At 40.9% G+C, this 25,654-nt stretch carries 21 protein-coding genes and 3 pseudogenes; 9 read left to right on the forward strand and 15 right to left on the reverse strand.

Annotated features, from left to right (window positions below):
- Positions 1-46: 46 nt before the first annotated feature.
- From D0469_RS13200 to moaA, 5 genes are all read right to left on the reverse strand, one after another.
- Positions 47-1,204 (reverse strand): acetylornithine transaminase, encoded by a 1,158-nt coding sequence (locus D0469_RS13200; RefSeq protein ID WP_117327211.1) that lies wholly within the window; start codon positions 1,202-1,204, stop codon positions 47-49.
- A 1-nt stretch (position 1,205) separates the two neighbouring features.
- The gene (argB, locus tag D0469_RS13205) at positions 1,206-1,976 is read right to left on the reverse strand and encodes an acetylglutamate kinase (RefSeq protein ID WP_117327212.1); all 771 of its coding nucleotides are present in this window, start codon (positions 1,974-1,976) and stop codon (positions 1,206-1,208) included.
- 10 nt (positions 1,977-1,986) lie between these two features.
- Positions 1,987-3,219: a bifunctional ornithine acetyltransferase/N-acetylglutamate synthase gene (argJ, locus tag D0469_RS13210; RefSeq protein ID WP_117327213.1), complete on the reverse strand. Its 1,233-nt coding sequence runs from the start codon at positions 3,217-3,219 to the stop codon at positions 1,987-1,989.
- A gap of 15 nt (positions 3,220-3,234) precedes the next feature.
- Entirely contained in the window at positions 3,235-4,269 is a 1,035-nt protein-coding gene (gene argC / locus D0469_RS13215; RefSeq protein WP_117327214.1) for an N-acetyl-gamma-glutamyl-phosphate reductase, read from the reverse strand.
- Between the two features lie 709 nt (positions 4,270-4,978).
- Positions 4,979-5,995 carry a GTP 3',8-cyclase MoaA gene (gene moaA, locus D0469_RS13220; RefSeq protein WP_117327215.1) on the reverse strand — a complete coding sequence of 339 codons (1,017 nt, stop codon included), beginning with the start codon at positions 5,993-5,995 and terminating at the stop codon, positions 4,979-4,981.
- A gap of 421 nt (positions 5,996-6,416) precedes the next feature.
- Between moaA and D0469_RS13225 the strand changes: the two are divergent.
- A pseudogene (locus D0469_RS13225) lies at positions 6,417-6,825 on the forward strand (Crp/Fnr family transcriptional regulator); the annotation flags it as partial.
- 1,216 nt (positions 6,826-8,041) lie between these two features.
- On the opposite strand, the gene D0469_RS13230 reads toward D0469_RS13225, so the two are convergent.
- Together D0469_RS13230 and D0469_RS13235 are read right to left on the reverse strand one after the other, a co-directional pair.
- On the reverse strand, positions 8,042-8,350 hold the full coding sequence (locus tag D0469_RS13230) for a metal-sulfur cluster assembly factor (RefSeq protein ID WP_117327216.1): 309 nt from the start codon (positions 8,348-8,350) through the stop codon (positions 8,042-8,044).
- 47 nt (positions 8,351-8,397) lie between these two features.
- Complete coding sequence (locus tag D0469_RS13235; RefSeq protein WP_117327217.1) at positions 8,398-9,186, reverse strand: prolyl oligopeptidase family serine peptidase; 789 nt, start codon at positions 9,184-9,186, stop codon at positions 8,398-8,400.
- Positions 9,187-9,339: 153 nt separating this feature from the next.
- Between D0469_RS13235 and D0469_RS13240 the strand changes: the two genes are divergently transcribed.
- Positions 9,340-10,158 (forward strand): Cof-type HAD-IIB family hydrolase, encoded by an 819-nt coding sequence (locus D0469_RS13240; protein WP_117327218.1) that lies wholly within the window; start codon positions 9,340-9,342, stop codon positions 10,156-10,158.
- Between the two features lie 105 nt (positions 10,159-10,263).
- Positions 10,264-10,416: a hypothetical protein gene (locus tag D0469_RS21380; protein ID WP_199478518.1), complete on the forward strand. Its 153-nt coding sequence runs from the start codon at positions 10,264-10,266 to the stop codon at positions 10,414-10,416.
- Between the two features lie 161 nt (positions 10,417-10,577).
- On the opposite strand, the pseudogene D0469_RS13245 reads toward D0469_RS21380, so the two are convergent.
- Positions 10,578-10,829 (reverse strand): annotated as a pseudogene (locus D0469_RS13245) (KGG domain-containing protein); the annotation flags it as partial.
- Between the two features lie 140 nt (positions 10,830-10,969).
- Positions 10,970-11,812 carry a YitT family protein gene (locus tag D0469_RS13250; RefSeq protein ID WP_117327220.1) on the reverse strand — a complete coding sequence of 281 codons (843 nt, stop codon included), beginning with the start codon at positions 11,810-11,812 and terminating at the stop codon, positions 10,970-10,972.
- Positions 11,813-11,965: 153 nt separating this feature from the next.
- Here D0469_RS13250 and D0469_RS13255 point away from each other — a divergent pair, with 153 nt between their 5' ends.
- The 4 genes from D0469_RS13255 (at position 11,966) to D0469_RS13265 (ending at position 15,248) form a co-directional block, all read left to right on the forward strand.
- Entirely contained in the window at positions 11,966-12,832 is an 867-nt protein-coding gene (locus D0469_RS13255; RefSeq protein WP_117327221.1) for a DegV family protein, read from the forward strand.
- Between the two features lie 149 nt (positions 12,833-12,981).
- Positions 12,982-13,473, forward strand: coding sequence for a YajQ family cyclic di-GMP-binding protein (locus D0469_RS13260; RefSeq protein WP_117327222.1), 492 nt, complete (start codon positions 12,982-12,984; stop codon positions 13,471-13,473).
- Between the two features lie 180 nt (positions 13,474-13,653).
- Positions 13,654-13,812, forward strand: coding sequence for a hypothetical protein (locus D0469_RS21130; RefSeq protein ID WP_158553459.1), 159 nt, complete (start codon positions 13,654-13,656; stop codon positions 13,810-13,812).
- Positions 13,813-14,378: 566 nt separating this feature from the next.
- Positions 14,379-15,248, forward strand: a complete 870-nt coding sequence (locus D0469_RS13265; protein WP_117327223.1) for an SDR family oxidoreductase — start codon at positions 14,379-14,381, stop codon at positions 15,246-15,248.
- A gap of 187 nt (positions 15,249-15,435) precedes the next feature.
- Here the strand turns inward: D0469_RS13265 and D0469_RS13270 are convergent, their stop codons facing one another.
- Together D0469_RS13270 and D0469_RS13275 are read right to left on the reverse strand one after the other, a co-directional pair.
- Complete coding sequence (locus tag D0469_RS13270) at positions 15,436-17,100, reverse strand: glycoside hydrolase family 13 protein (RefSeq protein WP_117327224.1); 1,665 nt, start codon at positions 17,098-17,100, stop codon at positions 15,436-15,438.
- Positions 17,101-17,126: 26 nt separating this feature from the next.
- Entirely contained in the window at positions 17,127-18,668 is a 1,542-nt protein-coding gene (locus D0469_RS13275) for an alpha-amylase family glycosyl hydrolase (RefSeq protein WP_117327225.1), read from the reverse strand.
- A 289-nt stretch (positions 18,669-18,957) separates the two neighbouring features.
- On the opposite strand from D0469_RS13275, the pseudogene D0469_RS22150 reads away from it, so the two are divergent.
- Positions 18,958-19,191 (forward strand): annotated as a pseudogene (locus tag D0469_RS22150) (MATE family efflux transporter); the annotation flags it as partial.
- Positions 19,192-19,372: 181 nt separating this feature from the next.
- Here the strand turns inward: D0469_RS22150 and asnB are convergent.
- Positions 19,373-21,220 carry an asparagine synthase (glutamine-hydrolyzing) gene (asnB, locus tag D0469_RS13285; protein WP_117327226.1) on the reverse strand — a complete coding sequence of 616 codons (1,848 nt, stop codon included), beginning with the start codon at positions 21,218-21,220 and terminating at the stop codon, positions 19,373-19,375.
- A gap of 269 nt (positions 21,221-21,489) precedes the next feature.
- Here asnB and D0469_RS13290 point away from each other — a divergent pair, with 269 nt between their 5' ends.
- The gene (locus tag D0469_RS13290) at positions 21,490-22,059 is read left to right on the forward strand and encodes a DUF2777 domain-containing protein (protein WP_117327232.1); all 570 of its coding nucleotides are present in this window, start codon (positions 21,490-21,492) and stop codon (positions 22,057-22,059) included.
- 684 nt (positions 22,060-22,743) lie between these two features.
- Here D0469_RS13290 and D0469_RS13295 read toward each other — a convergent pair.
- The 3 genes from D0469_RS13295 to D0469_RS13305 form a co-directional block, all read right to left on the reverse strand.
- Positions 22,744-23,094, reverse strand: a complete 351-nt coding sequence (locus tag D0469_RS13295) for a YisL family protein (RefSeq protein ID WP_117327227.1) — start codon at positions 23,092-23,094, stop codon at positions 22,744-22,746.
- A gap of 71 nt (positions 23,095-23,165) precedes the next feature.
- Complete coding sequence (locus D0469_RS13300) at positions 23,166-24,071, reverse strand: fumarylacetoacetate hydrolase family protein (protein WP_117327228.1); 906 nt, start codon at positions 24,069-24,071, stop codon at positions 23,166-23,168.
- A 241-nt stretch (positions 24,072-24,312) separates the two neighbouring features.
- Positions 24,313-25,248 (reverse strand): manganese-dependent inorganic pyrophosphatase, encoded by a 936-nt coding sequence (locus D0469_RS13305; protein ID WP_117327229.1) that lies wholly within the window; start codon positions 25,246-25,248, stop codon positions 24,313-24,315.
- Positions 25,249-25,654 lie beyond the last annotated feature (406 nt).

Genomic DNA, 25,654 nt, shown 5'->3' on the forward strand with positions numbered 1-25,654 from the left:
TTTACATTTTAGGATTTTTATTCATTTTTGTCCATAAATATCAACCTTAATGGCTGATCGCTACTTGTTTCATAGCAGCCAGGGCAATCATGTTAACTGCAGCGTCGCTTTCATGCTTTTCCACAGTAAGCGGCGGCAGTAATCGAAGGACATTCTGTCCTGCCGATAGTGCCAGCATTCCTTCTTCCTGGAGGGAAACCAAAAACGGTGCTACTTCAATTGTTAATTGAATTCCAATCATGAGCCCTTTGCTTCTGATTTCAGATATGAACGGAAACTCTTGCAGTTTACCTTCTAATTGCTGGACTAGATATTGGCTATTTTCTTCTACTTTTTCAAAAAATCCCGGTTTTTTTAGTTCATTCAATGTAGCTTTGGCAGCAGACATGCTGACAGGGTTTCCTCCAAATGTAGAACCATGGCTGCCTGGTCCGAAAAACTGATTAAGATTTTGCTTGCCAAGCATGGCTCCGACAGGCAATCCATTTCCAAGACCCTTGGCTGCTGTGATAATATCCGGCTCGACATCATAATGCTGAAAGGAAAATGCTTTGCCTGTTCTGCCTATTCCAGTTTGAATCTCGTCAATAATCAGCAAGGCACCGGTCTGTTTGCATATAGTTTGAATTGCATGAAGGAATTCTTTTGATGCTATATGGATTCCGCCTTCACCCTGGATTATTTCCAGCATGATGGCAGCGGTATTTTCATCTACGGCTTTTTTCACAGCTTCTGGATCATTGAATTCAATGTATTCAAAACTTTCCAGCATAATTCCATAGCCTATTCTTACTTTTTCCTGGCCGGTAGCAGCCATGGTCGCGAAAGTTCGGCCATGAAAGGATTGTTGGCAGGTTACAATTTTTGAACGGCCTGTAGCCTTCCTTGCCAGCTTAATAGCAGCTTCATTTGCCTCGGCCCCGCTATTGCAGAAGAATACCTTATCTAAGCCTGACAGTTCCGTCAGAAGGGCTGCAGTTTCCTCCTGAAGTGAACTTTGAAACAGGTTTGAAGTATGCCAGTACCGATCGAGCTGTTTTTGTACCGCCTGCTGTATGGCTGGATGCCGGTGCCCTAAATTCAAGACCCCTATACCGGATGTAAAGTCCAGATACTTTTTTCCTTCGGTGCTGTTCAGCCAGCATCCTTGAGCTGATTCAGGTTCTATAGTCCATCTTTGGTAGGTTTGAAAAAGTGCGCTCAATTCAATACCCCTCTTCTTTTACAAATTTCGTTCCGATAAATTCACCATCTTTAAAAAATCGTTCCGTGCCGCTCACAATCATGACATCATTTACACCCTGATCTAGGACAGCAAGAGCTGTCTTTACCTTTGGAATCATGCCGCCATAAATTGTTCCGTTCCTAATATACGATTCTGTCTCGGTTTTTGTTAAACTTTTCTGGATTTTTTTCTCAATCAGGACTCCTTTAACATCCGTTACAAACAGGCACATTTTTGAATTCATTGCCTTTGCTGCTGCTCCGGCAGCCATATCGGCATTTACATTTGCCTTTTTCCCTGGCCCTGTTGAGGAAATAGGTGTCAGGACCGGTGTTATCCCTTTTTCCAGCAAAGAATTTAGAACTCCTGTATTGACACTTTTGACCTCACCAACTGCTCCGAGTGCCGCTTCGTCAATCAATTCAGCTTGAAAAATACCACAGTCTGACCCATTTAATCCAATAGCTGGTATCCCATGGCTCTCCAGTTTTTCCACCAAGCTTCTGTTCGTCTTGCCTGACAAAATTAGCTCCGCGATCCCCAAAACCTCTGCTGACGTTTTTCTAAGTCCATTTATAAAGACCGGTTCAATGCCTTCTTTTGATAGCATCTCATTGATATCTGGACCTCCGCCATGTACAAAAACAAGGCTGTAACCCCTAGACTTCAATTCATTTAAACTTTCAAAAAAAGTGTCAGATAGATCATTTATGATGCTTCCTCCGCATTTTACCGTCAGAATGTTATTCATTATCTCTCTCCTAAGTCCGATAGCTGGCATTGATTTTAACATAATCGTAAGTCAGGTCGCAGCCCCATGCTGTGCCTTCCTTATCTCCTTCTTCAAGGAACACATTAATCACTATATTGTCCTGGTCAAGATATGCTTTTGCCTTTTCTTCAGAGAATGCAATTGGACGTCCATGCTCCAGGAGTGAAATGTCACCGAATGAAATGCTTACTTTGTCAGGGTTAAATTCCACACCGCTTCTGCCCATTGCTCCAATGATTCGTCCCCAGTTAGCATCTGAACCGTAAACGGCTGTCTTCACAAGGTTAGAACCGATGATTGTCTTTGCAATCTGACGAGCTTCCTTTTTCGTCCCCATCCCCTGGACGTTCACTTCAATTAGTTTAGTCGCCCCTTCTCCATCTTTGGCAATTTGCTTTGCCAAGTCTTCACATGTCGTTCTCAGCAATGATAAAAAGAGCTCCCAATTCGGGTGTTCCGCATTCAGCGGTTCATTACCGGCCGCTCCATTTGCCATTACTAATACCATATCATTTGTGGAAGTATCTCCATCAACAGTAATCTGATTAAAAGTCTCATCCGTTACTGCTGATAATGCAGCCTGCAAATCAGCCGGCTCGATGGCCGCATCGGTTGTAATGAACCCAAGCATGGTTGCCATATTAGGGTGTATCATCCCAGAACCCTTTGCGGCACCGCCCATTTTTACTTTTTTATTATCTATCTCTGCTTCATATGCGCAGTTTTTAGTAACTGTATCAGTTGTCAGGATGGCTACTTCAAAATCACTTGCACTTGTCGCATCATTGTTTGGAGCCATTGCCTGGATTCCCTGTTTTATTTTATCCATCTGCATATATTCACCAATTACTCCGGTAGAAGCCACCGCTACATAATGGGGTGGGATAGTGAATTTTTTGGCTGCCGCCTCTCTCATTTCATAGGCATCTGCCAGTCCCTGTTCACCGGTACATGCATTGGCACAGGCGCTGTTAACAACGACCGCCTGGATTTTGCCTTCTTTAGAGATACTTTCTCGGGTGACAGCAAGCGGGGCTGCCTGAAAGGTATTCAATGTATATACAGCAGCACAGGATGCCGGAACTTCGGAAATTACAGTTCCCATATCCTTTTTGGAATACCGCAAGCCTGCGTGTACTCCGGCTGCATTATACCCTTTTGGGGATAAGATATTTCCTGATTTTATATGTTGGATATTTTCAACCGGATTCATTATTTTCATGTTCTGCCTCCCGAGTTATGGATATAGAGGTGCTTGCATCAGCCCTGCTGATGGATCTGCACCAATAAGAATATTTGCATTTTGGACAGCCTGCCCAGCTGCCCCCTTCATTAAATTGTCAATAACCGATACGATTGTAGCCTTATTAGTCCGCTCATCAAATGCTACGCCGATATCACAAAAGTTGGAACCATATACCTGTTTGGTACAAGGAAAATGGGCTTCTGGCTGAATTCGGACAAACGGCTGGTTTTCATAGGCTGTTTTATATAAATCTAGCAATTCATGTGTAGTAGTTTTCCGCTTCAATTTCACATACATCGTCGCCATAATGCCTCGAGTCATAGGTACAAGGTGGGTATTGAAAGAAACTGGGTCAATTTCTCCTGCCCACTCCCCAAGCTGTTGTTCAATTTCCGGAATATGCTGGTGCTGGTGCACTTTATATATTTTGAAATTATCATTCATATCACTGAAATGAGTTACTGCTGTAGGGGATTTTCCGGCACCTGACACGCCTGATTTTGCATCCACAATAATATCGCTTGTTATAGCGAGCCCTTCCATGAATAAAGGAGCCAGGCCTAGAAGAGTAGCAGTCGGATAACAGCCGGGATTCGCAATTACACTTGCTTTCTCAATTTCCTTCTGATTCCACTCGGACAATCCATAAACTGCCTCATTTAAGATTTTTGCCGGTGCAGAAGCTCCTTTATACCATTTTTCATATTCTCCTGTTTTCTTTAACCTGAGATCGCCTGATAAGTCGATGAGCTTAACACCAAGATCATGAAAGCTCGGTGCCAATTCCTTTGATATCCCCGTAGGTGTTGCTAGAAACACAATATCGGCAGTTTTTGCAATTTTTTCAGGATCAATTTCTTCGAGTATATATGGAAGATGTGCTAAATGATTGCTTTCTGCCCCAATGGGGACCCCTGCCATTGATGATGTATGGAGCGACTCTAAATGAAAATGCGGGTGATGAGTTAACAGCCTGATTAATTCCAGTCCTCCATAACCTGAAGCCCCAATAATTGACACTTTCAAATGAAACCCACTCCTTTTTTGCTGATCGAAAAAGCAATTGATATTTTTACTGGCTTTATTTTCCCAGAATCTTATTGTAAACCATTATAGAATTGAATAAAAATAAAATCAATTGTATTTTTATAAATAATTTAGCATTCTGAATTTTTTTATTCTCCAACAAGCATTCCCAGGTAGGATTTTCCCTGTTGACTGATTATTTTTTTAGAAGATGCTGTAAACTTGTGATGAAATTTGGTAAAAACTATGGGTTCATAAGTCTACTCTTTATGTTTATATCGTTCTATTCAAAATTGACTTAAAATAACTGCTATTGATTAAAAATCAATACCTTATGTATCTGGTAATCTCAAGGATAGAAGGAAAGTTAAAAAATGATTACGTGTGCCTGGGATAATTCCGATAAGCCCTGGAGCTGATCCATACCTGGATTAGAAGGTTCAAACTATGCACACACAGCTATAGGTTCTATGGTTTAAGTTTGACATTATAAAGTAGAGGATTGCGATGCTGTGATGTAAATCACCAAGTGTCTCCTCGCTATTATTATTAATATATAAAGGATGCCTAAAAGGGGAAAACCATCACCATCACCTATCCGTAACGAAGTACATTTCTAAGAGATACTGTTAACTTACCAAAGGCCATCATTTTATTGTAACGATTTCTGCGTCAAAAAGGCCTCTGCATCTGCTGCAGAGGCCCTCCTTTATCCGCCAATATAGGACATTTCAATTTTTCCATCATGCTTTATTTTGCCTTCCGTTCTTTCATCAGAATAACGATCGCGGCGATGGTTCCAGATTTCGATAATATGATTCCTTATCGCCTCATCACTGAGGTCTGAACGGACAAGCGATTTTATGTCATGCCCGTTTCCATTGAACAGGCAAGTATACAAATCTCCCTTTGCAGACAAGCGGGCACGGGTACAGCTGCCACAAAAGGATTCAGATACGGATGTAATAAATCCAACCTCTGTATCCGTACCTGCATAGCGGTACCGCTGGGCTACCTCTCCAAAATAATCCTGCTCCATCGGTTCAAACTCGAATTCCTGCTGCAGAAGCGCAAGAATATCATTCTTTGTAATAACATTATCAAGATGCCAGCCGTTAGTACTGCCAACATCCATAAATTCAATATATCGCAGCTGAAGCCCCTCTTCTTTGCAGAACCTGGCCATCGGCAAGATCTGGGAGTCGTTTAGCCCCTTTTTGGCTACCATATTTACCTTGACGCCAAGACCTGCCTCTCTTGCAGCAAAGATGCCTTCAAGCACTGGCTTGGTTCCAACATTCCTCCCGTTAATTTTCTTAAATAACTCATCATCCATGCTATCAAGGCTAACATTTACCCGATTCAAACCTGCCTCTTTCAGCTCTTTTGAATATTTCTTTAAAAAGATGCCATTTGTGGTTAATCCAATATCCTCGATTCCATCTATCTTTGATAATTGTGACACTAAATAAGGCAAATTCTTTCGCAATAACGGCTCCCCGCCTGTAAGCCTGATCTTTTTTACCCCGAGGACTGCAAAGATTTTGGCCAATCTTTCAATTTCTTCATATGATAAAAGCTCTTCTCTCGGGAGGAATTTAAAACTTTCGTTAAAAATCTCCGCCGGCATGCAATATTGGCACCTGAAATTACAGCGGTCAATAACAGAAATACGTAAATCCCTCAGCGGCCGTTCCAAGGCATCGGTAACTTTTATCGGGTCCATACTAGTCCCTCCCAAGGTTTTTTAGTTTATATATTTTGTTCCCTTTATATGAGAATGTATGATTTAATTTACTTTCAAGGATGAAGCTCTATTCTCCTGTAAGAATCTGATTTTCACTCAATTATATATCATTACCCGAGATTTACAAGATTCATTACATGAATCTTAACAGAGCTTAGTCTTTTCCGTAAAAAATTATCACAGTTTACACTATGTTCATAAAGAAAACATAATTAGTTTTAAATAACATCCTTTCACTGGTGCAATTTCCTTATAATAATCACATCAGCTTAAATTATGCATGTTATTAAAACAAACTCATTCAATTACAATAAGTAAAATACAGTTAAAGGACAGGAGCTTTTGCTAAGGAATCTGAGGTAACCCTATTTTCAGAGCAGCCTAAGTATAAGTTGAGGGTGAAATGGCTATTTTTAACCGTGATGTATTGGAAAAGGAGTTATTTTCAAATCCCTCGCTTGCTTTTGAATTCATGAAGTGAATGAGCGAACACTTTCTCAAATCTCAAACAAAGTTTCGCGATCTTGTTCTAAATGGCAAAAAAGGGGCCCTTTACTCCACTTTAATTAGAATCACTAATAGCTATGGCCTACAAGTTCCTGAAGGCATCTTAATTTATATTCCGCTGACCAATCATGGCCAACTTTTGTGCCACCTCGAGGGAAAGCATTAACAGAATGCTGAAAGATTTAAAACGGGATAAAATACTGTCATTCAAGAGAGGAAAAATTAGGATACATGATTTACAGGTTCTAAAGGATGAAATTGGCTGTGAAAATTGTTCGTTAATTTATTGCAGTATTAAATAAAAAACTGCAGAGGCTTAATGAAAAACTGGGATTCTATAGGCGATTTAGAATATTGTATTAATTTACTGCTATAGATATGATAAACCTTGTCATCATTAACATGTTGATAAGGTTTTTTGTTTGGAATAAGAGAGGTGACGCTGTGCCTCATGCCGTTATGAAGCGGCAATTCAAGTTCTTTAAGATGCTTTATTATTTAAAAGCGTGAGTCAGCGAGGGACGCGTGCACTGAAATGATCCTTTATTTCCTCGTTTGGCCATTTTGGCTGAATGCCTATTGGAAGATTTAAAACTTCCTTTGTTTTTCGCGGTTGCATCAATGATGGCTTTAGAGTTATTGAGGGATAATTACCTTAATCCGCTTCTCTTATAAACAAGCCACAGCAGATGCTATGTGAAATAACTCACACATTTTGTTTTTTGTTGCATACTTGGTCTGAATGGTGAAGGAAGTTGTATATCGTAAAAACAGAGGCTTTGCGGGTGCGTAAAACATTTTTAGCTGATGCTATATGGGTACGGACCTTTTCCAACAGTTTTATAGCTTAAAACATGGGCTTTTGGATCATTTTTGAAGACTTATGAGTCCATGTAAAAAACAGGAATAATTATCATCAACTTTGAGGGTATTATCATCAGCTATTTTATCGATATCATCATTTTACTGCGTACCAAATAACTCATAAATTTGTTTGAAATTTTTATCGTCAACTATCGAAATTTATCGGCAACATTCGATTTTTATCAGCGACTTCCCATTTTTATCAGCGACTTCCCATTTTTATCATCGACTTCGGTGATTTATCGTCAATTTCGATTTCCCGACAAACCGCGACAAAATTACAACTGCCCGGGATCCCCGGTTATTGGCAGCGCCTAACATATTCATTCAAAGAGGGTGTCCCAGCGACACCCTCTTCAACTTTAACTTTTACTTCTTCATAATCGGCAGCCAATTTCAATAATAAATATGGCTGCCAAGCTGCTGATTTTTCCTCCAGTAAGGCGGCCTCCAATTCCATAATGGTCTACGCAAGTCCGGCCTCTTCCAGTTCTTTTAAAGGGAGAAAGATTAGCGATTCATCTGTTAGAGTGGGCACGCCGGAATTCATGCGGCTTTACGGCTGCTGCTTTAGAAGCGTAAAGGGCGTTTCCAGTACTGCTCCGCCCAGATCGCTGTCTCCTTTTGCCAAACTGATTAGAGCTTAACCGTTTCCTATCTGATTCCTAAAGCAATTTTAGCGTATCGTGACATACGGTCCTTTGACCACGGCGGATTCCAGACGATATTTACGTCAGTTTCCTTTACTTCCGGGATGTCATCAAGCACAGTCTTCACTTGGTCCACGATCGTGCCTGCAAGCGGGCATCCCATGGCTGTCAATGTCATAGTGACAGTCGTAAGGCCCTGTTCGTCCATATCAACATCATAGACAAGGCCAAGATTTACGATATCAATCCCGAGTTCCGGGTCAATAACTTGTTCCAAAGCACCCAAAATATTGTCTTTTAAATCCTGATCCATCAACCTCACTCCTTTTATTTTTATAGTAACAGACTAATGTTCTCTGTTTAAGTATTTTGCACATCTGGAGCCATATGCCTAGTGAACCATTCTGCGGTTTTGAGAACCCCTTCCCTGCTCACTTTATGTCCAGCCCTTTTATCTCTTATAAATGAGAGTTTATCTTTAGATTGCTCATAAACAGGCAACAATGATTCATATAATTCAAAAGCATGCTGAATAGGAACCACATTGTCGTTTTCTGCATGCCAGAACATGATTGGCCTGCCCGCAATTTTTTCTGGCTGGAGGCTGAGATCAAATTTTCCTAATTGGTTCAGCTGCCTTTGGATTTCTTCTTCCGTTAACGTTAACCCATAGCGCATTTTTGCTATTTCATCAATCTGTAGTTTGGCAAGCTTCACATAAGCCGGATTCCCCATTAAGCTTACGGCTGCTGTGATCCAGTCATAAACTGCCAATGAGCCGAGTGTAATGATGCCGCCCAGCGAGGTTCCTGCAACCCCAATTTTTCCGTTTTCAATCAAGCCGCGATCATCAAATTCCTGTTTAATCCGTTCAAGCTCCTGGATGGTTCGGATAACTATCTCCCAAAAGGACATTGCCAGCTTGGATTCCTTCATGGCCTGCTCTCTTTCACCATGCAGAAAAGCATCAGGAAGTACGACCCTAAAGCCCTTTTCCGCCATAAGATATGCATAATGAAGATTATGCTCCTTGGCACTGGTAAAACCATGGATAAACATGATGAGCGGAAGCTTTTGATTCCACATATCCTTTTTTGCTATATGCAATGCGGGAATAGTGCCGATACACTCTTTGTTAACCAAAATCAAATTATTTCCCCTGCCCTATCTTAATCGTGTTCTTATTATTCACTATACCTTAATGCAGAATGAATGAAAAAGATTTAACTATAGCTTAAAATTAATTTTACAGTTTCAGGATAAAATTAAATAAAAAATACTGCATAAACAGAGGAGACTTTTATGAGAGAGAAGCATCTAATTGTTTTGGATCTGGACGGTACACTTTTAACCGATAATAAAATCATTTCTGATCGCTCAAAAAATGTGCTGAAAACCCTGCAAAATGACGGCCATGAAGTTATGATTGCCACAGGCCGACCATACAGATCAAGCAGCATTTATTACCGGGAGCTTGACCTGACAACTCCCATTGTGAATTTTAATGGAGCTTTCGTCCATAACCCTCTCGACAACGGATGGGGCATTTACCACTCCCCGTTAGATATTAGCGTAGCAAAAGACATCGTAGAGGCGTGCGATAATTTCCAATATCATAATATAATCGCGGAAGTTCAGGACGATGTATATTTTCACTATCACGATGAAAAGCTGATTGAGATTTTTAAAATGGGAAATCCGCGCGTTACAACAGGTGATTTACGCAACTTTCTTGAAGTCAGCCCTACAAGCATGCTGATTCACACGGAAGAAGAACATGTCGCCCAAATCAGAAAGCATCTTTCCGACGTGCATGCTGAATTAATTGATCACCGCCGTTGGGCTGATCCATGGCATGTAATCGAAATTGTAAGGGCTGGATTAAATAAAGCCGTCGGGATCGACCGAGTAGCAAAGCATTTTGGTATCCCGCAGAGCAGGATCATAGCATTCGGTGATGAGGATAATGATCTTGAAATGCTTGATTATGCAGGAACCGGTGTCGCAATGGGCAATGCAATCAGCCAGCTGAAAAGTGTTGCAAATGCGACGACATTGTCCAATGAAGAGGATGGAATCGCCGTATTCCTTGAGGAAAAATTCAATATTAAAATCGCTTAGTTGATTGTGACTTTTTTTACCTTTATGAAACAGGCAAATTATAGCCACAATAATATTGAGGGATGCACCTCAGTCTCTTAATTTCTCAGAATGCGGGTGATAACCATGGGAAAAAGCAATAAGTCAAAGCGTTTTGTACAGCAGGGCAGAGACACTGTAGCAAAGCATGATGAACGATTCCCATTCCATACAACGTACGCTGAGGCAGAGGCCAAAAAAATGCAATCGGCAGAAAACTCCAGTTTAGGCGGCTTTTAACAGCTCTTTAAACCGGTCATAACCGAGCGGAAAAACGTGGAATATGCAGTTCACCGTTTTTTTCAACAAGAAACTCGCCAATGGTTAGAAATTGGCGAGTTTTCTTATATTCCATCAAAAAAAAGAGACTGACCAAAAATAACATGGTCCTCTTGCTATTAATTGTTATTAAATCTTGATTTCCCTCCCTTTTTTCCAATTTCCTGATAGAACTCACGGTCATGCTTTTCAGAGGTTGCTTGCCCGCCTTTTTTTCCGATTACCTGGTAAAAATCCTTGTCGTGATTCCGAGAGGTCGCTTTACCTCCCTTTCGGCCTATTTCCTGGTAGAATTCCCGGTCGTGCTTTTTTGCTGTAGCCTTCCCTCCTCTTCTTCCTGCTTCTTGCCTTGACATTTTATTTTGTTCAGTCATATTGTCCTCCTTATAAACATTAAGGTTATAGCCTTTTAAATTACCAAATTAGCTAGATGTTAAACAAAAAATGTGATAATTTCACCATAAAAACTCTCAAATGACCCTCTTCTTTGGATGTGTCCACACTATGCAAGAAGTTAATCCTTTCTAAAAAACCCGAACACAGCGGTTGTTTCGATAACATTTGTAAACGCCTTGGGGTCTACATCCTTTATTATCCTTTCAAGATCATATAACTCATATCTTGTAATAACGATCATCATCATATCTCTTGTTTCATTGGAGAAGCCGCCTTTTGCCTTAATGGCAGTAATTCCTCTTACCAGCCTGGCATGGATGGCTTTTTTCATTTCTTCGCCTTTACTCGTAATAATCATTGCTGTAAGTTTTTCGTGGCGTGTATGGATGGCATCTACGACACGTGTTGAGACATATAACGTTACCAGAGTATAAAGGGCTTTTTCCCATCCAAAAACAAAGCCTGCCGTCAAAATAATAACCGAGTTAAGCATAAAGAAATAGGTTCCGATTGGCCGGTCTTTCATGCGGGACAATAACATTGCGATAATGTCCATTCCGCCGGTTGAAGCACCATATTTTAAAGTGATACCCACACCTAATGCCCCAATAACACCGCCAAAAACACTGTTTAATAGAATGTCGGGGGAAACACGGACTATTGGAATTATTTCAAGAAATACGGAGGAAAGCAAAACACTTAAAAAGCTGTAGAAAGTAAATGACTTTCCTACTTTAAGCAAGGCGATTATCGTTACCGGCACATTTAGAATCAGCAATAAAATACCCGTAGAAATTGAAAAAGGAGCAAAGGATTCCAACAGCCTGGATATGAGCTGCGCTGCCCCAGTAAATCCGCTAGCATACACATTTGCAGGGATTAAGAACAGATTTATAGAAATAGCATTCAAAAATGCTCCTATTATGACAATCAAGATTTTCTTTGTTTCAGCCAAATACATATTTGCTCCCCTCTTTCCTAAAACTCTCTGTTTATTATTTTAATACCCGATAACTTCTATACTAGACTTGATTTGTATGTAATTTCACACGCAACATGCTACACTTGGAGTAAGTAATTTATATCTTATAAAATCATAAAAGCGGGTGTATATATGAAAGTACATATAATTGCCGACAGTGCGAGTGATTTGCCATTATCTTTTTATGAGCAGAATAATGTGGCCTTTCTGCCGTTGCAATTGCTTCTGGACGACAAGCAGTACGAGGATTTGCGTACAATTAATCCAAATGAAGTTTATAATGCGATGAGGGCAGGCAAGATTCCAAAAACGTCGCAGGTCTCCCCTGAAACAATGCAAAAAGTGTTCACTGAAGTTGCCCAATCCAGAAAAAGCGGCATTTATATCGCGTTTTCCTCTGAGCTTTCAGGGACTTACCAGACTGCCGTGATGATCCGCAATCAGGTAAAAGAGGATTACCCTGAACTTGACCTTGAAGTAATTGATTCAAAATGCGCTTCACTTGGATATGGCCTGGTCGTCATGAATGCAGCAAAAATGGCAGCTGAAGGCGCTTCAAAAGAAGCAATTTTAAAGGAATCCGAATTCCGTGCAAGACATATGGAGCATCTGTTTACGGTCGATGAACTGGAATACCTCGCCAGGGGCGGCAGAATTTCCAAAGCATCTGCCTTTATTGGCGGTTTATTGAATATTAAGCCACTATTGCATGTGGAAGACGGGAAGCTAATTCCACTTGAAAAAATCCGCGGCAAAAAGAAGCTCCTTAAAAGAGTATTGGAATTAATGCATGAACGCGGGGTACAGTGGGAGTCACAGCAGCTCGCCATAAGCCATAGCGATGATGAAGCAACTGCATTAGAATGGAAACAGGCGATTCAGGATGAATTCGGCGTAAAGGAAGTCTACATCAGTCAAATCGGATCAGCCATCGGAGCCCATGTTGGACCGGGAACTCTTGCCCTCTTCTTCCTGAACGAAATGCCACTTCAAGAATAGTAATATAATGCAGGAGCTGTCCCCGGATAGCTCCTTTGCCTTTTGAGAAACTGAGTTCTGCAAGGCTTTTCGGGGGCAGGTTTTACGGTTGTTATCAACAATTGAATTGACTATAATGAAAGAAAATACACGGACACTGGAGGTAAAGGATGACAAAGGAAAGTTCATTTGACATTGTATCTAAGGTAGATTTCTCGGAAGTAACCAATGCGGTAACCCAGGCTCTTAAAGAGATTAAAACCCGCTATGACTTTAAAGGCAGCAAAAGTGATATAACGCTTGATAAAGAAGAACTTGTTCTGCTCTCAGACGACGAATTCAAGCTTGAACAGTTAAAGGATGTGCTGATCAGCAAGCTGATTAAGCGCGGAGTGCCGGTAAAGAACCTGGATTATGCAAAAATTGAGGGTGCTTCAGGCGGAACAGTTAGACAAAGGGCCAAGCTAATTCAGGGGATAGACAAGGAAAATGCCAAGAAGATCAACACCATCATTAAAAACACCGGTCTTAAAGTTAAGAGCCAGGTACAGGATGACCAAATCCGGGTAACCGGAAAAAGCCGGGATGATCTACAGGCAATCATAGCTGCTATCCGGGATGCGGATCTTTCCATTGATGTTCAATATATGAATTACAGGTAACAAGATCGGGGAGAAGCCTAATGGCAATTTAAATCAGGCGGGCTGAGGAAAAGATATTCCCTTATTGCATTCTCTGATGATTGAGGCTTTTGAAGAATATCGTCTCATTGCGCTTCCTTCAAGCGCATTAAATGAATCAGAAGAAAGGAAGCCCTTGCCAGCGTCTAGGCGAAATTATGCATGGTCGATGGGCTTCCGCTTGGTTCTGCAAGGTTTACTTTAAAGAGCAATATTCTATATTTCTCAAGCGTATCCGCAACACCAAGAGCAAGGGGAAAAGGACTAGCCAAAGTCATGATATTGCGGCTGGAGGAATTCACCATTGAAAAGGTAAACTAATTATGGAATGCCGCGGGCGGTCATCATTGACTAAGAACATTAACTTGTATGAAAGCTTGGGCTATATGTTTCCAAAGAAGAAGTTGTTACCAATCCAAATGGCTTTAGTGTTGAAACAGTGGTAATGGAAAAGTCCATAAAGGCAAAAGTAATTCAGTGAATATCTCCCCTTGAAGGGACTCTGGTTAATGGAGTCCCTTTTTATTTTTGGGTTATGTTAAAGTTCGTGGCTGATATTGACACGTATTTTGATGTCTAGCTGCAGCGCCCAGCCCCTAAAGGTCATACGCCAATCCCTTCGGAAGGAGCGAGACTCCTCGAAAATGCTTCGCATATCCTATCCTTCGTGCGGTGTTTTTTCAGTGATGCTAGTTCAATGTCCTGCGGGAGAAGCGGGTCAAGGGAGCCCGTTGAAAGCGAGTGCCTAGAGCGGAAATCAACAGGCAAGTTTAATAGAGCTTATTTCAAAAATCCTATCTACATTTCATATTTCATTATTTTTCCATGTTTTTCAGCTTTGAATCCATGGAATAAGAAGGGAGAGATTACATTTATGGAGGGATTCGATGAGCAGTCAAGATACGAATAAACAAGGATTTCCGGCACAGCACCAGGATCGCCAGCCAGGGGTAGAAACAGAAATGAATCCAAAACCCGAATCGGTAAGACCTGAGTATAAAGGCAGCGGCAAACTAAAAGGAAAAACAGCGATCATTACCGGAGGAGACAGCGGTATTGGTAAATCCGTCGCTATTTATTTTGCAAAGGAAGGTGCCAATGTTGTCATTGTCTACCTGGATGAACACGATGACGCGGGCCAAACAAAAAGTCTGATTGAGCAGGAAGGGCGGAAATGCTTGCTTATCTCCGGTGATATTGGACAAGAATCATTCAGCCAGGAGATAGTAGAAAAAACGATAAATGAATTCGGCTCTATTGATATACTTGTTAATAACGCGGCAGAACAGCATCCGCAGGAAAATTTTCTGGATATTACAGGGGAGCAGATGGAACAAACTTTTAGAACGAATATATTCTCTATGTTCTATTTAACCCGGGCTGTAATTCCTCACTTAAAGAAAGGCAGCAGCATCATCAATACAGCTTCCATCACCGCCTATGAAGGCAATCCGCAGCTTATTGATTATTCTTCAACAAAAGGAGCAATCGTTTCCTTTACAAGAGCGCTTTCCAACTCGATTTCTAAGGACGGCATTAGGGTTAACGGCGTTGCGCCAGGACCAATCTGGACTCCTTTGATTCCATCCACCTTCCCTGAAGATAAAGTGGCGAAGTTCGGTACAGATACGCCAATGGGCAGAGCGGGACAGCCAGAAGAACTTGCCCCGGCTTATGTATTTCTTGCCAGTGATGATTCTTCCTACATCAGCGGCCAGATGATCCATATTAACGGCGGCAAAGTTGTAAACGGGTAACCGGAGGAACTACAATCGATTCAAGTAAAACGCACACCTTGAGAACAGCAAAATGCCTTTTGGGAAGACAAAGCGAAAATTCAGATGAATGTAAGCGAATAATTCGATTTAAGAGAAATTAAACCAATTAAGCGAAACAGCCTTTTCGTAGAAAAACCAGCGGGCCCCGGATCCGCTGGTTTTCACATTAATATAAATATACTCTAGTTTCATACGGACGCAATGTCAGTTGTTTAGGCAGCCTTTCTTCCGTTTCCTGATAATTTGCTAATAACAGCTTTGTTTTTTTGCGGTCGATAGCAGGGAAAGCAACAGCAGCTTCCAGCCCTGCGAAATTGCATATGATTAAGGCTGATTTATCATCGAGGGTACGTGTATAAGCATAGACAGCAGGATGGCTCTCCAGCAATAAGCCATAATCCCCGTAGATGAAAACATCATTGTTTTTACGGATCTGAATCATATTCTTATAGAAATGATAAATGGAATTTTCGTCATTCATTTGATCTTCTACATTGACTTTTTCCCCGAAATTCGGATTTGCTTGCAGCCATGGAGTTGCGTCAGAAAATCCGCCATTTTTTCTGCGGTTCCATTGCATTGGTGTACGGGAGTTATCACGGCCGCTTTTCCAGATAATATCCATAATTTCCTTATGGGGTCTTCCTTTCCCGGTTTCAATATGATAAAAGTTGACCATTGCTACATCATCATAATCCTCTATTGAATTGAACCGGACATTGGTCATCCCAATCTCCTGGCCTTGGTAAATGAACGGAGTTCCTTGCATGAAGAAGTAAAACGCACCAAGCATTTTTGCACTTTCTTTCCAATACTCACGGTCATTTCCCCAAGTGGATACACTTCGCGGCTGATCATGGTTTTCAAGGAATAAAGCATTCCATCCTTTATTATGGAGGCCTTTTTGCCACTTTGTCAGTGTCTTCTTTAAGGCTGCTATATCAACTCCATGATCTTCGCCTTTATCCCACAATCCCAGATGTTCAAATTGGAAAATCATATTAAATTTTCCATTTTTCTCTCCGACCCATTCATCAGCTTGTTCTATCTTCACACCATTCGCTTCGCCAACAGTCATGATATCATATCTGCTGAATGTCTCTTCCTTTAATTCATGGAGGAAGGTTTCAATGCCTTCCTGATTCATGTGCATATCAAACGATGGAACATAATCAAGGCCTTCAGGGTTTGGCATGTCAGGGAAACCATCACGCTTTTTAATATGGCTGATTGCATCAACGCGGAAGCCATCGATACCTTTATCAAGCCACCAATTTACCAAACTGTACAGGGCACTGCGGACAGCAGGATTTTCCCAATTAAGGTCCGGCTGCTTTACCGCAAACAAGTGAAGGTAATATTGTTCGGTCGCTTCATCAAATTTCCAGGCACTGCCCGAAAAGATACTTTCCCAGTTATTTGGTTCCTTACCGTCTTTTCCATCCTTCCATATATACCAATCCCGCTTTTCATTATCCCTTGAAGAACGCGATTCAATAAACCATGAGTGTTCGTCGCTTGTATGGTTGATTACCAAGTCCAGTATCAGCTTCATGCCGCGTGAATGGATTTCCTTCAGTAGAAGATCAAAATCCTCCATTGTCCCGAATTCTTTCATAATCCCCTGGTAATCGCTAATATCGTAGCCATTATCCGCATTTGGAGATTCAAAAAATGGACAAATCCAAATTACTTCGATACCAAGATCCTTCAGATAATCAAGCTTTGAGATAACTCCCTGCAGATCACCAATTCCGTCTCCATTACTATCCATGAAACTCCGCGGGTAAATCTGATAGCATACAGCTTCTTTCCACCATACTCTCTTCATAACCCTTTCCCTCGCAATCTAATTCTTCAATTCTTCTCTTTGTTGCGCTTGGACCTTTTCCAGAGAAGGACGATAAAGACGACAAATAGGAAATAAACCAGTCCCATAACAATCATATATGGAATATTGAGGCCTGATTCTTCAGCAACAGCGTAAATTTCTACTTCGTCCCTGTCGGTAATGACTGAGAACTTATCATCATTTGCACGAACCAAATCACCGCCTAATAAACCTCTTAACTCCTGGTTCTTTCTGACAACATTTTTACCTAAGGTAATTGCCTGTGACTTTGTGCTGTTATTAATAACGACAATGATGGTTTCATCCTTATATGTGCGCTTGAATACTGCCATCCCATCTTGATCATGCAGCCATACGATGTCACCGCGTGTGAGCGCGGGCAGCTGCTGCCTTAATTCCGCCAGCTTGGTAATATAATCAATTAACTCTTTTTCTGCTTTAAATGCCATCAGCGCACGGTTCTCCGGTTCCTTATTACCGTTCATGGCAATTTCGGTACCATAGTAGACAACCGGGATTCCCGGAGTGGTGTATAAGTAAGATAGAGCTAATTTCCAGCGGGTTCCGGGATGTTGTTTATTCAAGATTGCATCCCTTGTAAATCTTGGCATATCTTGATTATCGAGGAAGTTGCCCATCAGTTCAGGGTGCTTAAAGTGATTTTGATTGGTTTCCGTTGCAGTAACGAGCCCTGCCAAATCTTGTGCCGGCTTTCCAAAGAAAGAACGCAGCTCCTCATTTAAAGGAAAGTTCATAAACCCGTCGATACCCGTTTGCTGATAAGCTGCAATATCCGCTTCTCCAAGTCCTGATGTATCACCTAGAAGATAAAAATCTTTTTTCTCCGATTTTACTGCCTTTGTAAAATCAGACCAAAATTCCATAGGAACATTATTTACAGCATCTATCCTGTAACCGTCGACATCCGTTTCTTTAACCCACCACTTGGCTGCATCAATCAAATACTTGGCGGTTTCAGGATTTTCCTGTGCTAAATCCGGTAAATCATCAATCCACGCCTTTTCCAATTCATTTTTAGAACTGGTAGATTTAGCTGATTTTTTTTCATGAATCCAATTCTTCTTTTCAGGGTCAGCCAGCCAAGGATGATTCGGCCCGACATTGTTTACATTAAAATCAATTATAACCTTCATTTTTCGTTTATGAGCTTCTTTTACCAAGGCCTTAAATTCCTTCATTGTTCCAAAGTGTTCTTCAGTTTTATAGAAATCGTTAATCCAATAGCCATGATATCCGTTTGCCTCATTGTCAAAAACCGGAGATAGCATAATAGTTGTAAACCCCATCTTCTGCAAATATTCCAGCTTATCCGTTATCCCTTTAAAATCCCCGCCGTTATAAGCTAACGGGTTATCCACGTCTACTTTAAAGTCATTTTTGGAATCACCATTAAGAAAACGATCCACCATAATAGAATAAATAACTTCGTCTTGCCATTTTCGTTCTTCTTTTTCAACAGCTCCTGCGGGAAAAGCGTAAAAAAGAAGAAACGGAATCAAAATAAGTGCTCTTGCTTTTTTGTGCACAATCCGCTCCCCCTTACATCTTTTTACCGTTATAAGCGTAGCGTTTTGAAAAGATGACGTCAAACTGAAATATTCATTTGGAGGAAAAAACTATTATTTCCTAGTAAGTTTAGCACTCCTGATATGTGTATTTAATTTGTGAAAACGATTGCACAATTTCAAAATAATTATATAATGTTTTTGATGTTTGAAAACCTATTTTTAATACCTATCTAGGTTGATTGATTTGCCATAGTAGAGCCGATATGACTCATATGTTTCTCTTCTATTTAAGCAGGGGAGCTTTGAAATGAGTAAAAACACCAAAAATGTATCGCTTTTCGCTCTCACCTGGCCAATTTTCATCGAAGTTTTCCTTCATGCTAATGGGGATAGCAGAGACGTTGATGTGGAGCAAATATTCGGATGATTCGTTAGCTGCGGCTGGATTCGCCAATCAAATTTTACAGCTTGTCATCGTAATGTTTGGCATTATCGCTACCGGTACCGCTCTGTCCTTGTAGCTCAAAACCTTTGGAAAAAACAGCCTGTACAAATCTTAAATAGAAGATTCCCTGGTACTGTCTCCAGACTAAGATATCCACGAGCTCCTTGTCTTAAAACCTCTATGGTGATGTAATAATAAACAAACGACCCAGACCACTTAATCAAGTGGTTAGGTCGCAAAATATGAGAAAAACAGTTTGCCCTTTTGCTCATGGTCTCTATGATTCAATCAGCTTAATATTATAGTCCTCAAACCAGACATGCATTTGTGCCAAGTATGCCAGAAGCTGAGGGCCAGACATTAATTGTCCGAACCAGGGCACCTTGAATGCTGAACCGTTTGAATCAACAATATCCGTCAGTTTTCTCTTATCAAACAGTTCAAAAAGAATCGATTCTTTACCCATCAATTCACGCAGCCAGGTTTGAACAAGCTTTGTGTATTCAGGATTATGCGTTTTCGGATAGGGACTTTTCTTGCGGTATAATACTTCATCTGGGAGCACTCCTTCAAGTGCCTTCCGCAGAATACCCTTTTCCCGATTACCCGCCATTTTCATTTCCCAGGGCATATTCCATGCGTATTCTACTAGCCTATGATCCGCAAACGGTACACGCACTTCAAGGCTCGCCCCCATGCTCATCCGATCTTTCCTGTCCAGCAGGGTAGTCATAAACCACACCATATTTAAGTAAAAAAGCTCCCTGCGTTTGGCTTCTTCAGGATTTTCCCCTTCTAAACGCGGAGTCTCGGAAACCGTACGCATGTATTGTTCTTGGACATACTCTTCAAGATTTAATCTGCGTTTCCAGTTTTCACTTATTAAATCTGTGCGTGCCTGAATAGATCTCATCCATGGAAATCCATCCCGATTTAAATCGGCTCTTCTGTGAAACCATGGATATCCTCCAAAAATTTCATCCGCACATTCTCCGGACAGGCTAACAGTGAAATCCTGTTTAATTTCCCTGCAGAACCAGAGCAGGGATGAATCAATGTCTGCCATACCTGGCAGATCCCTAACATGGACTGCTTCAGTAAGAAGTTCTGCCAATATCGTCTGGGGGATTACTCTTCGATGATGAATGGTGCCAAAAGCCTCTGTCGTTTGGTTAATCCAATAGCCATCCGAATTAGGCTGAAACTCATTTGCCTGGAAAAATAAATCATTGTCTTCATAATCAATTGAGTAAGTATGGAGCGGCCCTTTTCCTTCTCTACCATATACCTTCGCCGCGACGGCAGTTATTGCGCTGGAATCAAGTCCTCCAGATAAAAATACACTTAATGGAACATCTGACACCAGCTGGCGGGTGATCGCATCTTCAACTAAAAACCTTACCTTTTCTGCGGTCTCCCCCAAAGTATCTTCATGTGGCCGGCTTTCTACATTCCAGTATCGCCAAATTCTTTTTCCTTGACGGGACAATACCATGGCATGACCTGGTCTCAGTTCCTGAATTCCCTTAAATACACCGCTGCCCGGAATACGTGACGGACCTAACCCAAGTACCTCAGCCAAGCCTTCCCGGTTAATTTCCGTGTTCATCTTCTCATGTACCAGAATAGCTTTTAATTCTGAACCAAATAGAAGACCGCTGTCTTTTTCCGCATAAAATAGCGGTTTGACCCCGAGCCGGTCCCTTGCTAAAAATAGCTTTTCTTCTTTTTCATCCCACACGGCAAATGCGAATATTCCGTTAAAAAATTCCACGCATTTTTCTTTCCATTCAATATAAGAAATGAGCAAAACTTCAGTATCAGAATGGCCTTTAAATGAATATCCTTTTAATAGTAGTTCTTTCCTTATTTCTTCTGTATTATAGAGTTCACCGTTATAACATAAAGTATACCGGTTTCCTTGATGCTCCCTTGTCATCGGCTGCTTGCCGCCTACAGGGTCTACAACAGTAAGGCGCTTATGACCAAAGCTGACATGCGTATCCGTCCAAATATTCGTATCATCCGGCCCTCTTTTCGACAGCGTTTCTGTCATCTTTTCGACCGTTCCTCTTTTGCTTTTCAGGTCTTGTTGAAAATCTACCCAACCCGTTATCCCACACATAGACATCTTCCTTTCTTACCGGATACAAATCGAGAAGGACTACCGGCTGATTTAGATTATGAATACTCTCATATTCTTTTTGGCTATAAACCGTCAGTTTTGGATGCATAGGAAAATAAACTGCAATGCCCATTAAACGATTTAACATAGCCTATGCAAAAAATCCAGGTTGGTTATTTGTCCAGCCTATAAAAATTAAACGGTTATATTTTTCACAATATTTGTCTAAAAAAAAAGTAGGTGACACATTCCGTTTTTGGAGGGTTATTATGAACAAGCAGCAGCGCGCTACACTATTAAATCATCAATCCCGGGCTTATACGGAAGGTATCGTTGATTATATTAACGAGCAATGGGTCTTTTTTGATGAGGAAACTGATGAAGCCTATTCCATGGAGGATTATGTTAACCATGATATAGAAATCTATCGGGGTAACCGGTGGAGAAAGGGCGTCCTGGGAGAAAACGGCCTTGTGGCCTTGGGAAAAACAAACGTATACTTAATGGAGAAGGAGCAAATCCGGATTCGGAAGCAGTTGCTTTATTCTTTTGAACGGCTGCTTGATGAGATAAATGATGATTCGTTCTTTCAGTTTGTTACGACACTGAATTCATTGGATTTCTCAGTGTATGATAGTATTTATTGCTATAATCAGCTTACGTTTCTACGGGACTTATCAGCGCAATCAGGGGTAAACTTCCTAATCTTCGATAATGGAACCCAAATATGCAGCGTCCAGCATCATTTTTGCTATTCTAAAAATGAGCAAAATAGATTTGAATTTACGATAAATACAGGCAAAAGGATTGTTATTGAAAAGCTTAATTCCCATCCTTAAAAAGAAAAGCGAAAGCGCCCTGGTCAGCCCCAACCAGCATAAGACAAGCGCTGACAGAAGGAGCTTTTTGCCTTCCGAAGTGATTGAATTATGACCAAGGTTGCGATGGCACTTGATCGCAACACAGGGTTTTGACGGCTCTTGGTCACAACATTCGAGGGGCTTTATTTTACTTCGTAAAAAAAGTTGCTGGGCACTGGAGCTAGACATCGGTACTCGATAAAAAAGTTATAATTTCTTTTCTTTTACAGTAAAGTACTCTCACCACTTGCCGGGAACGGTAACACCATCTCTAAAAATAAAAGAACCTGCTAAAACCCCCTGTCATTTTACTGACAGGGGGTTTTAGCTACACAACAGGCACGGGCTTCTCCATAAGTTAATCCCGATTCAAATTCAGAAACAGTAAGCGGCTAATGGATATAGAACTTCTTAGCGCAGGTGACATTTTATATAAGTTTCTAATTGTTGAACTATTTTCATAGGCACAGCTGAATGTTTGCGACAAATCATCTCATCACACTTAACTAAAAATGGAATTTTGTCTTTCCTTCTCCTTCTAAAATCCCATATACATGATGAGATGAATATATGAATTTACCCAAGAACTAGCCAACGGCTGGCCTGTGAAAAATGAAATCTGCAAAATAAAATACACTGCCAAACGGCAGTGCTTGTTTCCTATTATGCAAATGGTTGAAACCCTTGAGGCAACGACAAGCCCATGTAAAGGACAACAATAAAGGCTACCACAAAGACAATCCAGAGTACTTTAGTGTCCTTTCCTTTTGCAGAGCGGACCAATATCATTTCCATCATACCGATAACAATAATCCCAATCAGCGCTTTGACAATATACGGTCCGTACATTGAACTGATAAGCATACCGCCAGTAATGATAATAAGCAGATAGAAAACACGCAAAATCATGTGGTTGATTTTAGCTGCTTTATGATTGCCGCTTTTTTGCATAGAAACCACGACAAAAAAGAGGATCACAGCAATCAGCCAGGTAGTAATATGTGCATGAGTCATAAAGAAAATATCCTCCTATCAAATTTTCCCTTTCATCATAACACACGTAAGAAAGTAAAACCAAAAATACGTTATTGTACTTCGTTCACCAGTTTTCCCAAGCCCTCGATAGTAATTTCAATTACATCTCCAGCCTTTAAAAATTTAGGCGGCTTTAATCCTTTTCCTACGCCTGCAGGAGTTCCTGTGGCAATAATATCGCCTGGCTCAAGGGTCATCCCTTTTGATACAGTGGATATGATTTCTTCGATAGGGAATATAAAATGCTTAGTATTCGAATCCTGTCTTACCTCTCCATTAACAGATGTTCTGATGTTTAGCTCATTTGGATTTGGTATCAGTGATTTTTCAACGATGTATGGGCCTATTGGACAAGTCCCATCAAGGCTTTTGCCAAGGAAAAATTGCTTATGCCTCGCCTGCATGTCCCTGGCCGTTACATCATTCAGAATTGTATAGCCAAAGATGTAATCAAGTGCATCTTCCTTTTGGATTCCGCGGCCGGTTCTGCCGATAACCACTGCCAGTTCCCCTTCATAATCAAGCTCTGATGTTACATCAGCATGAGCCGGAATGCTTGCACCATCGCCAATCACCGTTGTAGGTGCTTTTGTAAACAACATGATATGTTCTGGAATATCTGCAGCACTGCCCATTTCAATGGCATGATCCGCATAATTTTTCCCAACACAGAAAATATTTTTGCGCGGTCTGACTATTGGAGATTCAAATGTCACATCGTTTTGATTGACATAAAACTCTGCATTGTTTTCCTGGCTGTCTGCCCATTCCTGGAGTTGGCGTGCCATATCAAGGAAAGCAGAACCCATTTCGATTGCATCTATTACTGTAGACGGCACTCTTTCTGTCTGTCCGGATGCTTCTGCAGCTGACTTAAGTAAAAGTACTCTATTATTCTCTGTATCTACCAAAGCTACGTGACTTTCCCGATTGTAAGTTACAGTTGCAATTTTCATAAAATTCAAATCCTCCCATGTTCTTATTATTAATGCAATTCCTTTCAGGAAACCAAATGGATAACCGGCTGCACATTTCAGCCGTCGTAATAAGCGAAAATTCAAAAAATTAAAAGTACACAGGTGTAACGTCTATGCACAAAAAAGTCTTAATTTTATTGTATAAAGGAGCCGCCACTTTTTCTTTAAAGTAAACACCGTCCATGCGTGGAATGAACGGTGTTTGCTTCCTTAGAACCTATTAAGACATTGAATTAAAGATATCCGTTAATACAGGAACAATTTGCTTTTTGCGTGAAACTACACCCTTAAGCACCGCTGTATTATTGTCAAGCTTCACATTATACGCACGCTCAACAGCTTCAGCTTTTCGGCCTAATGCCAATCCGATAGAATCATTTGTTAAAATATCAGTCACAACAAACAAAAATAAATCTAAATCCTTTTCAGCAATAATGACGGCAAGAGCAGCTTCCAGCTCGTTTTGGCGCTCCATCACTTCTTTGGTATCAACAGCATTTACCTGCGCGATTTCAACCTTGCTGTTACCCATTTGGAATTCCTTGGCATCAAGCGAGATAAGATCTTTAACCGTTTTATCGCTTAAATCTGCTCCAGCCTTCAACATTTCCAGTCCATAGCTTTCCGCATCAACGCCAGCAATTTCCGCTAATTCACGGGCGGCTGCAACGTCCTGGTCTGTACATGTTGGTGATTTGAACAAAAGCGAATCGGAAATAATAGCTGAAAGCATTAATCCGGCAATTTCTTTCGGAATTTCAACACCATTTTCCTTGTATAATTTATTCAGGATAGTGGCCGTACATCCAACAGGCTCAGCCCTGTAATATAACGGGTCGCTTGTTTGAAAGTTAGCGATACGGTGGTGGTCAATAACCTCCAGGATTTGTACCTTTTCAATGTCTGAGGCACTTTGCTGCCGCTCATTATGGTCAACCAAGATAACACTTTTCACCTCAGTTGCAACCTCTTCAACCTGGCGCGGCGCTTCAGCCTTAAAGTAATCCAGCGCATATTGAGTTTCCCCATTAACCTGTCCAAGCCTAACCGGTTCAGCATTCCAGCCAAGCTTATTTTTCAATTCCGCGTAAGCAATGGCGGAGCAAATTGTATCTGTGTCTGGGTTTTTATGACCGAATACCAATACTTTTTCCATTCTCTAGACTCCTTGATATTTATAGATTCTATAGTACCCTTCACTTTCATAGAGAAGTAAAGGATATCCATACAAAAAACATTTTAACACATTCTATCTATTTTCACTCATTCAAATTCATCAGATAAACGTTTTGATAAAAGATTGTAAAAGTTTAAAATATTATGTTTTAGGAGCAATAAGTCGGGTAAAAAGAGTAATGTAACACCCATTCTCAACCAAAGGAGATGGTTCAGATGTTTATGAACAATGGCCAATGGAATAAAGAGAATGATGCTGCGGTGTACAGTCCAGGCGATAAAAGTTAGATTCTTTTAAATTTAGTTGAGAAGTAACCATAATGGACAAGACATTCTTAACCCAAAGGAGAGGATTTACTATGAGTACGATCTATTTCCAATGGAAC

It is taken from the genome of Peribacillus saganii, from assembly GCF_003429095.1.
GTDB lineage: Bacteria > Bacillota > Bacilli > Bacillales > DSM-1321 > Peribacillus > Peribacillus saganii.

Coding starts and splice junctions, on each gene's coding strand:
- argB (WP_117327212.1), bottom strand. CDS start 1,976: ATGAATAACATTCTGACGGTAAAATGCGGAGGAAGCATCATAAATGAT.
- argJ (WP_117327213.1), bottom strand. CDS start 3,219: ATGAAAATAATGAATCCGGTTGAAAATATCCAACATATAAAATCAGGA.
- moaA (WP_117327215.1), bottom strand. CDS start 5,995: ATGGACCCGATAAAAGTTACCGATGCCTTGGAACGGCCGCTGAGGGAT.
- D0469_RS13230 (WP_117327216.1), bottom strand. CDS start 8,350: ATGGATCAGGATTTAAAAGACAATATTTTGGGTGCTTTGGAACAAGTT.
- D0469_RS13240 (WP_117327218.1), top strand. CDS start 9,340: ATGAGAGAGAAGCATCTAATTGTTTTGGATCTGGACGGTACACTTTTA.
- D0469_RS21380 (WP_199478518.1), top strand. CDS start 10,264: ATGGGAAAAAGCAATAAGTCAAAGCGTTTTGTACAGCAGGGCAGAGAC.
- D0469_RS13250 (WP_117327220.1), bottom strand. CDS start 11,812: ATGTATTTGGCTGAAACAAAGAAAATCTTGATTGTCATAATAGGAGCA.
- D0469_RS13255 (WP_117327221.1), top strand. CDS start 11,966: ATGAAAGTACATATAATTGCCGACAGTGCGAGTGATTTGCCATTATCT.
- D0469_RS13260 (WP_117327222.1), top strand. CDS start 12,982: ATGACAAAGGAAAGTTCATTTGACATTGTATCTAAGGTAGATTTCTCG.
- D0469_RS21130 (WP_158553459.1), top strand. CDS start 13,654: ATGGTCGATGGGCTTCCGCTTGGTTCTGCAAGGTTTACTTTAAAGAGC.
- D0469_RS13265 (WP_117327223.1), top strand. CDS start 14,379: ATGAGCAGTCAAGATACGAATAAACAAGGATTTCCGGCACAGCACCAG.
- D0469_RS13270 (WP_117327224.1), bottom strand. CDS start 17,100: ATGAAGAGAGTATGGTGGAAAGAAGCTGTATGCTATCAGATTTACCCG.
- asnB (WP_117327226.1), bottom strand. CDS start 21,220: ATGTGTGGGATAACGGGTTGGGTAGATTTTCAACAAGACCTGAAAAGC.
- D0469_RS13290 (WP_117327232.1), top strand. CDS start 21,490: ATGAACAAGCAGCAGCGCGCTACACTATTAAATCATCAATCCCGGGCT.
- D0469_RS13295 (WP_117327227.1), bottom strand. CDS start 23,094: ATGACTCATGCACATATTACTACCTGGCTGATTGCTGTGATCCTCTTT.
- D0469_RS13300 (WP_117327228.1), bottom strand. CDS start 24,071: ATGAAAATTGCAACTGTAACTTACAATCGGGAAAGTCACGTAGCTTTG.
- D0469_RS13305 (WP_117327229.1), bottom strand. CDS start 25,248: ATGGAAAAAGTATTGGTATTCGGTCATAAAAACCCAGACACAGATACA.